Annotated in this window: 11 protein-coding genes; 6 read left to right on the forward strand and 5 right to left on the reverse strand. The window is 65.6% G+C overall.

The annotated features are described in order from the left end of the window. Positions 1-4 precede the first annotated feature (4 nt). A complete protein-coding gene (locus GA0071312_RS15515) occupies positions 5-712 on the forward strand; it encodes an EAL domain-containing protein (RefSeq protein WP_074446253.1) in 708 nt (235 codons plus the stop codon). On the opposite strand, the gene GA0071312_RS15520 is transcribed toward GA0071312_RS15515, so the two are convergent. Beyond that, positions 640-2,388: a cisplatin damage response ATP-dependent DNA ligase gene (locus tag GA0071312_RS15520; protein ID WP_074445697.1), complete on the reverse strand. Its 1,749-nt coding sequence runs from the start codon at positions 2,386-2,388 to the stop codon at positions 640-642. The two genes, GA0071312_RS15515 and GA0071312_RS15520, sit on opposite strands and share 73 nt — an antisense overlap. Positions 2,389-2,425: 37 nt before the next feature. Further along, a complete protein-coding gene (locus GA0071312_RS15525; protein ID WP_074445698.1) occupies positions 2,426-3,442 on the reverse strand; it encodes a ligase-associated DNA damage response exonuclease in 1,017 nt (338 codons plus the stop codon). Positions 3,443-3,577: 135 nt separating this feature from the next. Between GA0071312_RS15525 and GA0071312_RS15530 the strand changes: the two genes are divergently transcribed. Further along, positions 3,578-5,956, forward strand: a complete 2,379-nt coding sequence (locus GA0071312_RS15530) for a xanthine dehydrogenase family protein molybdopterin-binding subunit (RefSeq protein WP_074445699.1) — start codon at positions 3,578-3,580, stop codon at positions 5,954-5,956. A 103-nt stretch (positions 5,957-6,059) separates the two neighbouring features. After that, positions 6,060-7,157, forward strand: coding sequence for a heat-inducible transcriptional repressor HrcA (gene hrcA / locus GA0071312_RS15535; RefSeq protein ID WP_074445700.1), 1,098 nt, complete (start codon positions 6,060-6,062; stop codon positions 7,155-7,157). A 38-nt stretch (positions 7,158-7,195) separates the two neighbouring features. On the opposite strand, the gene GA0071312_RS15540 is transcribed toward hrcA, so the two are convergent. From GA0071312_RS15540 to GA0071312_RS15550, 3 genes are all read right to left on the reverse strand, one after another. Continuing rightward, positions 7,196-8,407: a DUF4236 domain-containing protein gene (locus tag GA0071312_RS15540; RefSeq protein WP_074445701.1), complete on the reverse strand. Its 1,212-nt coding sequence runs from the start codon at positions 8,405-8,407 to the stop codon at positions 7,196-7,198. Then, positions 8,397-9,176, reverse strand: coding sequence for a potassium channel family protein (locus GA0071312_RS15545; protein WP_238947247.1), 780 nt, complete (start codon positions 9,174-9,176; stop codon positions 8,397-8,399). Before GA0071312_RS15545 ends, GA0071312_RS15540 begins: the two co-directional genes overlap by 11 nt. 327 nt (positions 9,177-9,503) lie before the next feature. Next, entirely contained in the window at positions 9,504-10,649 is a 1,146-nt protein-coding gene (locus GA0071312_RS15550; protein WP_165604058.1) for an ISAs1 family transposase, read from the reverse strand. Positions 10,650-10,839: 190 nt separating this feature from the next. On the opposite strand from GA0071312_RS15550, the gene thrC reads away from it, so the two are divergent. From thrC to GA0071312_RS15565, 3 genes are all read left to right on the forward strand, one after another. Beyond that, positions 10,840-12,249: a threonine synthase gene (thrC, locus tag GA0071312_RS15555; protein ID WP_074445702.1), complete on the forward strand. Its 1,410-nt coding sequence runs from the start codon at positions 10,840-10,842 to the stop codon at positions 12,247-12,249. Between the two features lie 2 nt (positions 12,250-12,251). Further along, positions 12,252-13,532: a M16 family metallopeptidase gene (locus GA0071312_RS15560; RefSeq protein WP_074445703.1), complete on the forward strand. Its 1,281-nt coding sequence runs from the start codon at positions 12,252-12,254 to the stop codon at positions 13,530-13,532. Positions 13,533-14,032: 500 nt separating this feature from the next. After that, positions 14,033-14,461: a DUF2794 domain-containing protein gene (locus GA0071312_RS15565; RefSeq protein WP_083204614.1), complete on the forward strand. Its 429-nt coding sequence runs from the start codon at positions 14,033-14,035 to the stop codon at positions 14,459-14,461. The last annotated feature ends 65 nt before the right edge of the window (positions 14,462-14,526 follow it).

The following is a 14,526-nucleotide window of genomic DNA, read 5'->3' on the forward strand; positions in this document are numbered from 1 at the left end:
TTCCATGGCTTTCCAGCCGATCGTCAACCGTGTCACCGGCGCCGTCTTTGCCTATGAGGCACTGGTGCGCGGCCCCGCCGGGGAAGGCGCGGGCAGCGTGCTCGGTACGGTCGATGACACCAACCGCTATGCCTTCGACCAGGCCGCGCGGGTGAGAGCGCTGGAGCTCGCGGCACGGCTCGACCTGCCCCGCAAGGCGGCGAATCTCTCGATCAATTTCCTGCCCAACGCCGTCTACCGCCCGGAAGCCTGTATCCGGACCACGCTGGAGACGGCGGCCCGCGTCGATTATCCGATCGATTCTCTCATTTTCGAACTGACTGAAGGCGAAGCGGTAGCCGATGCCGGCCATCTGACGCGGATCGTCGAGAGCTATCGCAAGATGGGCTTCAAGACCGCGATCGACGATTTCGGCGCCGGTTATTCCGGCCTCAACCTGCTGGCCCGCTTCCAGCCGGATATCGTCAAGCTCGATATGGAACTCGTGCGCGGCATCGATCAGGATCGGGTGAGGCGCGTCATCGTCTCGGGAATCATGCGCATCTGCGATGATCTCGGCATTGCCGTCATCGGTGAGGGTGTCGAGACGGTGGGCGAGAGCGCGGCTTTGTGCGATCTCGGCATCGCACTCCAACAGGGCTATCTCTTCGCCCGACCCGGTTTCGAAACCCTGCCGGATCCGGTCATGTCGGCAGAGCCGGCCTGCGCCTGATCCGGAGGCGGATCACCAAGCGGATGCATTTCGCGCTCGCCTTTTTCCAGAATGGCAAGCAGGCTGTCGATGCTGTCGGCCTGCGCGGCGGGCTTGTCCCAGCGGATGCGGTGGATACGCGGAAAGCGCATGGCGATGCCGGATTTGTGGCGTGGCGAGCGTTGCAATCCCTCGAAGGCGATCTCGAGCACGAGCCCCTCATCGCCCCCGTGGGCGACTTCGCGCACCGGGCCGTAGCGCGCGCGGGTATGGGCGCGGACATGGCGGTCGAGCTGGCCGAGTTCGGCATCGGTGAAGCCGAAATAGGCCTTGCCGACCGGTACGATACGCCAGCCTTCCGGCTCTTCGCGCCAGACGCCGAAGGTGAAATCCGAATAATAGGACGAGCGCTTGCCATGGCCGCGCTGGGCATACATCAGCACGGCATCGACAAGATGCGGATCGCGCTTCCATTTGAACCATTGCCCCTTCGGGCGGCCCGGCAGATAGGGGCTGTCGGCGCGCTTGAGCATGAGCCCCTCGACCGCCGTGGCATCCGCACCCGCTCCGGCCTCCTGCGGAGCGATGCGCGCGGCGGCGAGCGCATCCCGGTCGGCAAAAGGAACGAGTGGCGACACGTCGATGCGCGCGCAGGCCCAGCCCGCTGCCGCCGCCTCCAGCGCGGCGCGGCGCTCCATGAAGGGCAGCGGGCGCAGATCTTCACTGCCACGCGCGAGCAGATCATAGGCGCGGATATGGGCGGGATAATCCGCCATCAGCTTGCGCGAGACGCTCTTGCGGTTGAGCCGTTGCTGCAGCACGTTGAAACTCTGTACGCGCCCCTCGCGCAAAACCAGCAACTCGCCGTCGATCACGGTCTCTTCCGGCAGGATTTCGAGCAGATCGGGAAAGGCGGGCGAGATATCCTCGCCGGTGCGCGAATAGATCCGCCGCACCAGCCGCCCCTCGCCATCCCGCGCGCAAGCGGCCTGCACGCGAATGCCGTCCCATTTCCATTCCGCGACGAAAGCCCCCGGATCGAGCCCCGCGAGATCGCTCTCGTCCAGCGGGTGGGCCAGCATGGGCGGGCGGAAGGGGACGGGGTCGCGGCTCTGCGGGCGCTCGCCCGTACCCTGCGCCCAGGCGAACAGCGCTTCATAGGGCGGCGCCAGCCCGTGCCAGACCTCCTCGATGTCATCCGGCGCGAGCGGGCCGAGCTCGGCCAGCGCGACCTTGGCGAGGCGCGCCGAGACGCCGACGCGCAGGGAGCCCGTGATCAGCTTGAGCAGCGCCCAGCGCCCGTTCTCGTCGAGCCGGTCGAGCCAGCCGGCAAGCAGGGCGGGCAGGCGCGCCTTGCCGGTTTCCGAGAGACCCGCCACCACCTCCGACAGGTTCGGCGCCGGCTCCTCCGGCACGGCCTCGTCCGGCTGCGGCCAGAGCAGGGCCACCGTCTCGGCAAGGTCACCGACATAATTGTAGGACATCTCGAACAGCACCGGATCGACCCGCTCCGCGATCAGCGCGCGTATGAGCCCGGCCTTGGCCTCGCGGAATGCGAGACCGCCGGTCAGCGCCGCGAGCGCATAGCCGCGTTCCGGATCGGGCCGGCGCGCAAAATGGTCGGCCAGCAGGCGGATCTTGGCATTGCGCCCCGATTCGAAGGCGAGCCGGTCGAGCAGGGCGGCGAAATCCTGCATCACGGAAATCCCTGCCGAGGTGATGCAATCCGCACGCTCATGATTGCGCCTCCTCCTCGCCATAGCCGAGCAGGTTGAGCGGGCGGGCCGCGATTCCCGCGCCTGCGCACCAATGCGCCAGCGCATCCGCCTCACCATGGGTGAGCCAGACCTCGCCGGCCCCTGTCTCGCGGATGGTGGCGATCAGATCGTCCCAATCGGCGTGATCGGAGACGACGAGCGGCAGCTCGACGCCCTTTTGCCGCGCACGGGCACGCACCCGCATCCAGCCGCTGGCGAAGCAGGCGATCGGATCGGGGAACTTGCGTGACCAGCGGTCCTGCATGGCCGAGGGCGGGCAGATCACGATCTCGCCGGCGAGCCTTGCGCGATCCTCTGCCGCCACCTTGCGCAGGGGACCGAGCTCGATACCCTGCGCCACGTAGTAATCGCTGAGCTTCTCCAGCGCCCCGTGCAGCCAGATCGGGCGGTCATAGCCCTCCCCGCGCAACAGCGCGATCATGCGCTGCGCCTTGCCGAGCGCATAGGCCCCCACGAGATGGGCGCGATCGGCAAAGAGCTGCGTCGAGGCGATCAGCCTGGCGATCTCATCGCGAATCGGAGGGTGCCGGAAGACGGGCAGGCCGAAGGTCGCCTCGCTGATGAAGACATCGCAGGGCACGCATTCGAAGGCGGCGCAGGTCGGATCCTCGCCGCGTTTGTAGTCGCCGGTCACGACGAGGCGCAATCCGCCGCGCTCGATGACGATCTGGGCCGAGCCAAGGACATGGCCCGCAGGGATGAAGCGCACGCTCACATCGCCGATGCGGATCGCCTCGCCATAAGCCGCGCTCTGCGTCGTCTGCGCGTGAGTCTCACCATAGCGCAAAGCCATGATGTCGAGGGTCTGTGGCGTGGCGAGCACGTGATCATGGCCGGGCCGGGCGTGATCGGCATGGCCGTGGGTGACGAGCGCGCGCGGTACCGGACGCAGCGGATCGATATGAAAACTCCCCGCCGGGCAATACAGCCCCTGCGGCGTCAGGGTGAGCAGTTCCTCGGCGCGTGGCATCATGGTCTGCTTTATAGCGCAAGGAGCGGCGCAGGACAGGTTCGTTCATCGCTGCAAGCGGGTTCTGGCATTCGCGCTGTTGCCTCGCAGGCCCGTGATGTCCACGTTAAGTCGGGAATCTTCCGGAGCTGATCGCATATGAACAAGCCGCTTGATCTCGATTCCATCGCCACGATGAAGTTTGGTGTGGGGCAGAGCGTCCCGCGCAAGGAGGATCCCGTGCTGGTGCGCGGTGAGGGCTGCTATTCCGACGATGTCAATCTCGAAGGCCAGCTCCATGCCGCTCTGGTGCGCAGCCAGTATCCGCACGGCATGATCCGCAGCATTGATGCCGGTGTGGCCCTCGAGATGGAGGGCGTCGTCGCAGTGATCACCGGGCAGGATCTCGCTGAGGCCGGCTACGGGCCGATCGTCTCGACGCTCGGTTTCAGGAATCGCGACGGCTCGCCGATGAACAATGTCGCACGCGCCGCCTTCGCCACCGACAAGGTGCGCTATATCGGTGATCCGATCGCCATGGTGGTGGCGAATACGCCGGAACAGGCGCGCGATGCGGTAGAGGCGGTCGAAGTCGATATCGATCCCATTGATGCCGTGGTCGAACCCTCGCAGGCGATGAGCCCCGATGCGCCGCAGATCTATGACGACATCCCGCAAAACCGCGTCGTCGATTTCCATTACGGTGATGCGGATGCGGTGGGCAAGGCTTTCAGTGAAGCCGCGCACGTGACGCGCCTGCCAATCGTCTCCAACCGCGTCATCGTCGCATCGATGGAGCCGCGTTCGGCGATTGCGGAATACGATGCGGATGGCGGGCGCTGGACCATGCATATGGGCAGCCAGGGCGTGTTTGGCATGCGCGCGCTTCTGGCCAAACAGGTGCTGGGTGTCGAGACCGACAAGCTGCGCATCCGCACGCGCCATGTCGGCGGTTCGTTTGGCATGAAATCGGCGGTCTATCCTGAATATGTCGGCCTGCTGCACGCCGCGCGCGCACTTGGACGCCCGGTGAAATGGACCGATACGCGCTCGGAGAGCTTCGTCTCCGACACGCATGGCCGCGCCATCGAGCTCGAAGCATCGCTGGCGCTCGACGAGAAGGGGCGGTTTCTCGCGGTAAAGCTTGAGGGTTTTGCCGATATGGGCGCCTATCTGTGCCATGTCGCGCCGATGTTCTCGACGCTCAACCTCGCCAAGAACGTGGTCAGCGTCTATCGCACGAAGCTCGTCGAGATCGATGTCGCGGCGGTGCTCACCAATACCTCGCCGATGGGCCCCTATCGCGGGGCCGGGCGCCCGGATGCGAATTACGTCATGGAGCGGCTGATCGATACTGCGGCAGCAGAGATGGGCATCGACCGCGTCGCCCTGCGCCGGCGCAATCACATCAAACCCGCGCAGATGCCTTACGCGACGCCGGTCGAGACGCTCTATGACAGCGGCGAGTTCACCGCGCTCCTCGACAAGGCGCTGGACGCCGCCGACTGGAAGGGCTTTCGCAAGCGCCGCCGCGCGAGCGAGAAGCGTGGCATGCTGCGCGGGATCGGCATCGGCCAGTATCTCGAGGTCACCGCCCCGCCGGTCAACGAGATGGGCGGCATCCGCTTCGAGAAGGACGGGACGGTGACGATCATCACCGGCACGCTCGATTACGGCCAGGGCCACGCCTCCGCCTTCGCCCAGGTGCTCACCAGCCGGCTCGGCGTGCCCTTCGACAAGATCAACCTGCTCCAGGGCGACAGTGACGAACTGATCGCCGGCGGCGGCACCGGCGGGTCGAAATCGATCATGGCGAGCGGCGCCGCCATCCTTGAGGCAAGCGACAAGGTGATCGAGAAGGGCCGCGCCATCGCCGCCCATGTGCTCGAAGCGGCGGCTGCCGATATCGAATTCTCCGAGGGCGGCTTCGCCATTGTTGGCACTGACCGCACGATCGGCATCATGGAGCTTGCCGCGAAGCTGCGCGAGGGCATGGCGCTCCCCGAGGACGTGCCCGACAGCCTTGATGTCAGCCATGTGCACGAGAGCGCGCCCTCGGCCTATCCCAATGGCTGCCACGTGGCCGAGATCGAGATCGATCCCGAGACCGGCATGGTGCGCATCGACCGCTATGTCGCGGTCAATGATTTCGGCATCATCGTCAATCCGATGCTGGTGACGGGCCAGTTGCATGGCGGCATCGTGCAGGGATTCGGCCAGGCGGTGATGGAGCGCGTCGTCTATGACGAGAGCGGCCAGTTCGTCACCGGCTCCTTCATGGATTACGCCCTGCCGCGCGCCGAGGATGTGCCGTTCTTCGATTTCGACAGCCATTCCGTGCCCGCCACCACCAATCTGCTCGGGGCCAAGGGTTGCGGCGAGGCGGGCTGCGCGGGTTCGCTGCCGGCAATCATGAACGCCATCGTCGATGCCGTTCGTCCGCTCGGGATCGACCATGTGAACATGCCGGCGACGCCGCAGGTGCTGTGGAAGCTGATCCGCGATGCCCGCGATGCCCGCGCGGCCCAGGCGGCCTGATCGCGCATCGTGCAAAGGTTCCGGAAGTGTTGGCGGGTTCGGCGGTGCGGTGTAAGCTGTTTGGGCATTTCGCTTTTTCGCTTGCAGGGTATCGGCACGGATCATGGCCAATGAAAACGACGCTTCCCGCGCCAGCGCCGCGCGGGCCCAGACGCTGAGCGATCTCAATGAGCGTTCGCGCGAGATATTCCGGCAGATCGTCGAGAATTATCTCGCCTCGGGCGAACCGCTCGGCTCGCGCAATATCTCGCGCCTGCTCTCGGTCTCGCTCTCGCCGGCGAGCGTGCGCAACGTCATGGCGGATCTCGAACATGCCGGGCTGATCTATGCCCCGCATACCAGCGCCGGGCGCCTGCCCACGGAGAGCGGCCTGCGCTTTTTCGTCGATGCCATGCTGGAGATCGGCGATCTCGACCGGACGGAGCGCGAGCGCATCGAGGTGGAGATGCGGGCCGCCGCCATGGAGCAGAATTTCGAGGGCGCGCTCGCCCAGGCCTCCGCCATGCTCTCGGGCCTGTCGCGCGGGGCCGGGGTGGTGGCGACGACGAAGCAGGATGCACCGCTCAAGCATATCGAATTCGTACGCCTCGACCCTGCGCGCGCCCTCGTCGTCCTCGTCTCGGAGGACGGCTCGGTGGAAAACCGCCTGCTCGATCTGCCACCCGGCCTGCCGGCCTCGGCGCTGGTGGAGGCGGGCAACTTCCTCAATGCCCGCATTCGCGGCAAGACGCTGGGCGATATCAAGCATGAAGCCCAGGCCATGCGCGAGACCATGGAGCAGGAGCTCGATGCGCTCACCGCCCGGCTGATCGAAGCCGGCGTCGCCATGCCGGCCCAGAGCGGCGAGGCGCGCCACCTGATCGTGCGCGGCCAGGCCAATCTCCTGGAAGACCTGAAAGCGATCGAGGATCTCGAACGCATCCGCCTCCTCTTTGATGATCTCGAAACCCAGACCGATGTCGTCGAACTGCTCACCCGCACCGAACACGGTGAGGGGGTGCGCATCTTCATCGGCTCCGAGAACAAGCTGTTCTCGCTCTCCGGCTCCTCGCTGATCGCAGCCCCCTTCCACGATCCGCAGCAGAAACTCGTCGGCGTCCTCGGCGTCATCGGACCGACGCGCCTGAACTACGCCCGGATTGTCCCCATGGTCGACTACACCGCCCGCGTCCTCTCGCGCATCATCAAGGAAGGGCGGTAAGCGTTCGGGTTGGCGATGATGGCCGCGCGGCGAAGCACTCACCCGGCATGCGGCGTGATCTCGCGCAACTCGCCGGTGCGGGTCTGATCGCGGATCAGGTCGAAGCGGGCGAGCGCCTCTGCGACATCGACCAGTTCCAGCCGGTCGAAACGAATATCGCTCCATTGCGCCCGCGCGATCCGCACTGAGAGAATATGGACATCGCGCGTGCCGCCCGTCGCTGGATCGGGGCGTTGCGTATAACCGCCGAGGGTCACTTCCTGCAGGGTTGGCAGGCTCGCGAAAGCCTCGCCGGCGATGCGGAACAGGCTGGCATGGGCGAGATAGGAGAAATCCCGGCGCTTTTGCGTGGCATTGCGCTTCTTCTCACGCACTGAAAGACCCCGCGCGGCCACCTCCCATTCGGTGTCGGGAATTGCATCGCCTTCGGGAAGGTCAATATCAAGGGCGAGCGTCGCGAGATCGTCGCCGAAATCGAAGCAGACCTCCGTCGGGCGCGCCCAGGCGATGGCGGAGAGGCGACTCGATATCTGGGCAGCCATCGCTTCAGCCTCGCCCTCATGCAAGGCGTTGTTGAGCGCTTCCAGCTCGGCCAGCATCGCGGCATAGGCCTCCGATTCGGTCTGCCAGGCGGCCACCGCCTCCGCGTGACGCGCCTGCGCCTTGGCGTTCTCGGCCTCGATCCGCGCGCGTTGGAGGAACAGCCGCTCCCAGAAACCGACCTCCCGCATGACCGGCTCTTGCGGGCGCATCGGCGGCGGCTCGGCGGGATGGTAGGGCTCGAAGAGCGGCGCCGGCGTGTCGAGATGGATGCCGAGGCATGCGTGCAGTTCTTCGTTGCGCGTCGCCGCCCAGGCTTCGAGATGCTCGCGCAGTGCATCCGCGTGGGTGCTGCGCACCTTGCGCACCAGGGTCGGCGGAAGCGGTGAGCCGTCCGCGAAGTGAAGACTGAGCTTGCCCTCGCTGTCGAGCCGCAGCACGACGTCTTCGAGGTCGACGGGATCAGTGGCACTGCCCGCGCTCGCGCGCCCACCGCCCCCGCCACCCCCGCGCTTGGCAGCACCGGCCGAAGACAGTTTCTGCCGAAAGGCAATCCCCGTTCCCGGAATGCCGACATGGCTGTGGGCGCCGCGCCGACCGATCGAGACCGAGGCCCCGCGCGTGCCGACGCTGAGGCCGAGGCCACTCTTCGACACGTTCAGCCGCACGCCCGGCATCAGCTTGACCCTGCGCTGGAACCTAAACGCCATTCCCGTCCTCCTTGCTGTCCTGTTCGCGCCGGCGCTGAAGCGCGTCGCTGAATGCCGAGGCGAGGATCCCCGCCGGCATGGCGATCAGGCCGACGCCGGTAATCGCCGTCAGCGTGGCGAAGACCCGGCCCATTGGCGTGATCGGCACCACATCGCCGTAGCCCACCGTCGTCAACGTCGCCACCGCCCACCACATCGCCCTCGGAATCGAGCCGAAGGCATCGGGCTGCAACCCGCCCTCCAGCAGGTACAAGGCCGAAGCCGAGACGATCAGCAGCGCAACGGCGATCGCGAGGCTGACGCCGAGCTCGTAACGCCGCGCACCAACCGCCTCCCCGATGGTGCGAAAGGCCTCGGCGAAACGCCCCAGCTTCGCCACCCGCAACAGGCGCGCGAGGCGCAAAAGCCGCAGGATCGCGCCCTCGAAACCCACGAGCGAAACCGCCATCGTGATGATCACGAAGAGATCGAGCAGCGCCATCGGGCGGCGCGCATAGGCCATACGCGAGGGGAAGCGGGGATTCTCGACGCAGACCCACAGGCGCGCGACATACTCCACCGCGAAGACCGTCAGAATCAGCAGTTCGAGCCTGTAAAGCAGGGTGAAATAGGCATCATGCAGCGCCGGCTCGGTCTCAAGCACGACGAGAAGCAGCGAGATCAGGATGAGCCAGATGATGGCCCGGTTGAGCGGGGAGAGCCCGGGCCGAGGCCGCAGATCAGGATCGAGGGCGCCTGCCAGCGCCCGGCGCAATCGGCTCGTCTTCACCTGCCAGCCTCACACCGCGTGAATCAACCAGAAATAGTTTTGATGAAAAGTGACGTACGTGCAAATCGTGGTTTTAGAATCTCTTGTTAACAATCATGCGAACGAGGTTGCTGCCGGGCTCCGCCTTCCCCCCCCCTCCGTCGGGGAAAGGGGTTGGCGGTTAGGGGCGTATCAGGATAAATCACGAGGTCGATAAAGCACGCGGACGGCATCGACGCCGGAGAATTATCATCACCGCCCCTCACCCCGGCCCCTCTGCACGGAGGGAGGGGGAGATCGCCCTGCATCAAGCGCCAGCCGCCCCCCAGAAGAATCGGGTGAACGCATCTACGCCTTGACGAGGCTTGCGAGGAAATCGTCGTCCCAGGCTGCCGTCATTCGCCGGAGGCGCTGGGAGTCCTTTCCGGGGGCTCTGCGGATGAGATTGCTGGCCATGTGCTTGATCGTGGTGAAGTTTGCGGGTGCGTTTTCCGTTCGCACGCGGCATTCGTCGTCGCGAAAGACCATATCCATCACCCAGTGGAGGCTGTTCTCGATGGCCCAATGATCGCGGATCATCGGTCCGACGGCGCTGGCCCCGAGGGTCAGGGAGGTGATGTAGAGGCGCGTCTGACGGGCCGTCGTGCCGTCGATCTCGCGCTGGCTCTCGACGACGACGATACCTTTCAACCCGGGCCAGTCATGGCGTTCGCGCAGCCATTCGACATCATGGATCACAGTATATCGTCGTGTTTCGATGCGTCCGTGCTCGCCGTCGAGTGTCTCGAACCGGCTGATCGCCGCATCCTTGAAGCCGTTTTCCTGCTGCTCTGCGGCAAACAGCTTCACATCTTCGTGCAGCGTTCCCTGATTACCTTTGAGGGCGATGATGTAATCGGCTTTCCCGGCGATGATCCTGGCGGCGATGCTTCGCTGCGCGCCGATGGCGTCGATGGTGACGACGGCCCCTTCGATTGCCATCATGTCCAGAAGTGCGGGGATGGCGACGATCTCGTTGGACTTTGCGGCGACGGCGACCTGTCCTATCACGAGGCGCTGGCGGGCGGCAAAGGCCGAGACCATGTGGATCGGTTCCTTCGCTCCCTTCCTGCTCCCGGAACGCCGGGAGGTCTTGCCGTCGATGGCGATGACGTCCGCCGGCGTCCGCGTCAGCGCCGCAACCCACGAAACGAAGCAGCGCTGGAAGGCCTGCGCATCGAGCGTCGCGAAGATATCGCCCAGATGATCGTGCGACGGCGTGCCGTTCGCGAAGGGTCTGAAGCGGCGCAGAAGATCAGGCTTCCTCTCGCCAAACCGCGCGATGTCGGTGAACGTCTCCGCCCCCGCGAGTACCGCAAGCAGGCACAGGAGCAGCACCTCGTCCAGCGGATGCTGAACCTTCCCCGGCTGCCTATGGTCCGGCATGTCCTTGAAATACGCCAGAAAAACCGTCGTCTCGGCCAACGCGACAAAATCGCCCTCATGCTCCACCATCGAAATCTCCTCCCAAGCGAATCAGAGGACTTCGACAGATTCAGCACTTCAGCGCGTTGTCACGACATTCTTCACCCGATTGCCCTGAGCCGCCCCCGATCAAGCCTTGTCGCCTGCCGGGTGAAGGAATATGGTCCGGCCCGCGTGGCGCCGAGGGCGCGGCGCAGCCAGATGACGAGGATGACGGGCCGTGCTGCATATCTCCACCCGGGGCGAAGCGCCCGCGATCGGTTTCAACGATGCGCTGCTCACCGGGCTCGCGCGCGATGGCGGGCTCTATGTGCCGAGAAGCTATCCGCAGATCGATGCGCAGACCATTGCCGGCTATGCCGGGCGCCCCTATGCGGAGGTGGCGCGCGACGTACTGGGCCGGCTCGTCGATGGCGAGATCGCCGATGACGCCTTCACCGCCATGGTCGAGGGTGCCTATGCGGTGTTTCGCCACCCCGCCACCTGCCCGCTGGTGCAGATCGGCGACAATCTCTTCGTGCTCGAACTCTTCCACGGCCCCACCCTCGCCTTCAAGGATGTGGCGATGCAGTTGCTCGCGCGGCTGATGGATCACGTCTTGAAGGAACGCGGCCAGCGCGCCACCATCGTCGGCGCCACCTCCGGCGATACCGGTTCAGCGGCGGTGGAGGCGTTTTCCGGGCTCGATCAGGTCGATATCTTCATCCTCTATCCCGATGGCCGCGTCTCGGAGGTCCAGCGCCGCCAGATGACGACGGTGGCAGCGCCCAATGTCCATGCCATCGCCCTGGAGGGCAATTTCGACGATTGCCAGGCCATCGTGAAAGGCATGTTCAACCATGCCGATTTCCGCGACGAGTTGCTGCTATCGGGCGTGAATTCCATCAACTGGGCCCGCGTCGCAGCGCAGGCGGTGTACTACTTCACCGCCGCGGTGGCACTGGGCGGCCCGCACCGTCCCGTCTCCTTCACCGTGCCAACGGGCAATTTCGGCGATATCCTCGCCGGCCATATCGCGAAAGCGATGGGGCTGCCGGTGGCGGATCTCCAGATCGCGAGCAATGCCAACGACATCCTGCCGCGCGCGCTGGAGAGCGGCGAATACGCCATCAAGGGCGTGATGCCGACCATCTCGCCCTCGATGGATATCCAGATCTCCTCCAATTTCGAGCGGCTTCTCTTCGAGGCCTATGGCCGCGACGGCGCCGCCATCCGGGGGCTGATGGGGCAGCTCGCGCAAGCGCGCGCCTTCACCATCGCTCCCGAGCCGCTGGCGCGCATCCGTGCGGAATTCTCTGCATGCGCCGTCCCCGAGCCGGACGTTACCGAGGAAATCGGCGTGACGCGGCGCGAAGCCGGCTACCTGCTCGATCCGCATACGGCGATCGGCGTGCGCGCGGCCCGCGCAGCCCTCAAGCATGATCCCGCCACGCCGCGCGTCGTGCTCGCCACCGCCCATCCGGCGAAATTCCCCGATGCGGTCGAGAAGGCCAGCGGCATCCGACCAAAGCTGCCGGCGCATCTGGCCGATCTCTATAAGCGCGACGAGCGTTTCTCCGTGGTCGCGAACGACCAGGGCGCGGTGGAGCGCTTCATCCGGGAACGCTCGCGCATCGTGGCCGGCGGCTGATCATGAGCAGCCATCGCGACATGCAGATCACCGTGCTCGAAAACGGGCTCACGGTGGCCACCGAATCGATGCCCTCGATCGCCACGGTGGCGCTCGGCATCTGGGTCGGTGCCGGGGCGCGCAACGAGCGCGAGGATGAGCACGGGCTTTCGCATCTGATCGAGCATATGGCCTTCAAGGGGACCCGACGACGCTCGGCCCGGGCCATCGCCGAGGATATCGAGAATGTCGGCGGTGACATCAACGCGGCGACCGGCGTCGAATATACCTGCTATACGGCGCGGGTTCTGGGCGAGGATATCGGTGTCGCCCTCGACGTGCTCGGCGATATCCTCACCGATTCGGTGCATGACGAGGCCGAGCTTGCGCGCGAGCGCGGGGTGATCCTCCAGGAGATTGCCTCGGTCGAGGACATGCCTGATGATCTCGTCACCGATGTGATGATGGAAACGGCCTTTCCCGGCCAGGCGCTGGGGCGGCGGATCCTGGGGCGGCCCGAGACCGTGCGCAGCTTCACTCCCGACATGATCCGCGCCTTCTGCGCGCGCGAATACGCGCCAGAACGCATGGTCGTCACCGCCGCCGGCAATGTCGAGCATGCCCGCGTGGTGGACGCGGCGCGGCGCTTCTTCGGCGGGCTCGGCCCGCATCTGCCCGACGCGCTGCTGCCCGGTCTCTATCATGGCGGCGAGGCGCGGCTGAAGCGCGACCACGAACAGGCCAATCTCGTCATCGGCCTGCACGGGCGCTCCTTCACCGATCCGCAATACTATGCCACGCAGATCTTCGCGCAGGTTCTGGGCGGTTCGCTCTCCTCGCGGCTGTGGCAGGAAGTGCGCGAGAAGCGCGGGCTGGCCTATTCCGTAGACGCCTTCCACTGGCCATTCAGCGATACCGGCGTTTTCGGTATCGGCGCGGGCGTCGCCGGGTCAGATATCCCGGAATTTCTCGATGTCACCATCGACACAATGCGCGAAGCCACGCTGGCGCTGGACGACAGCGAATTGAAGCGCGCCAAGGCGCAGATGAAGGTCGGGCTGCAGGCGGCGATGGAGACGCCCGGCGGGCGGATCGAACGCATGGCGCGCCAGATCCTCGCCTGGGGGCGCGTCGTGCCAATCGACGATCTCGTCGCCAAGGTCGAGGCGCTGGAGGTGGATGCGGTGCGCGCTGCGGGGGCGCATCTGCTCGAAAGCTGGCCGACGCTCGCCGCCATCGGCCCGATCGGGACCTTACCGTCGCTGGAGACGATTGCCGATCGTCTCGCGCATGGTGAGGGATGACCCGTAAAACGAAAGAAGGCCGCCCTGCGGGGGGGCGGCCTTCGCATTGCCAAACCACGGCCGGCATCGACCATGACGACGTGATGATCACACGGCGCGGATCCCCACGAAGGTACGGACCCAGGTCACGGGAGCGGCGGACCGCGGACACAGACAATGAGACACTGGATCACCTCCTTTCGTTTGTTGACGACATGAAGATGGTGTCCGAAAAAACGCGATTCGCATAGCAGAAAAACCAGGGCCCCTGCCCCGTTTTGCAGCAGCCATGCACAGAATAACGGCTGCGGGCTCTGCGGCGTGCAGGCGCACCCGCCCCACCCACTCTTGCCACGCACTCTTGCCACCCACTCTTGCCACGCACTCTTGCCACCCACTCTTGCCACGCACTCTTGCCACGCACTCTTGCCACGCAGTCTCGGCATCGCCATCATGCTGGCCACAGTGATAATCCGACCTGTCGGCACGCGGGCGTGCGCTCAGGTCCGCCAGGAGGCTTGATGAGCGAGAGTGACAAGGCGAAGAAGGCTCATATCGCGAACGGATATGCTGCGAGAGGGCATCCTCCCGGCGCAAGCGTGGTGTCCTTTCCGTCCGGCGGCGAGGCGTCTGCCGGCAAGCGCGAGACGCAGCCCCGTATCGCCTTCAATCGCGACGAGTTGCGCGAGATCCTGAACGTCTATGGTCGCAAGGTCGCTGCCGGCGAGTGGCGCGATTACGCCATCGACTTCACCCGCGACAAGGCGGTCTTCTCGGTCTTCCGGCGCACCACCGAAACTCCGCTCTATCGCATCGAGAAGGATCCGCGCGCCGCACGCCGTCAGGGCGCCTTTTCCGTCGTTGCCGGAACCGGACGCGTGATGAAGCGCGGGCATGAGCTCCGGCGCGTTCTCCAGGTGCTCGAAAAAGAATTGCGGGTGGTGGATTGAACCGCGTGCCGGACTCGCCTATCCCCTGTCATGTGATCCAGCTTGCCGCGCATTCCGGAGGCTCC

This window comes from Saliniramus fredricksonii, assembly GCF_900094735.1.
GTDB classification, from domain to species: Bacteria; Pseudomonadota; Alphaproteobacteria; order Rhizobiales; family Beijerinckiaceae; genus Saliniramus; species Saliniramus fredricksonii.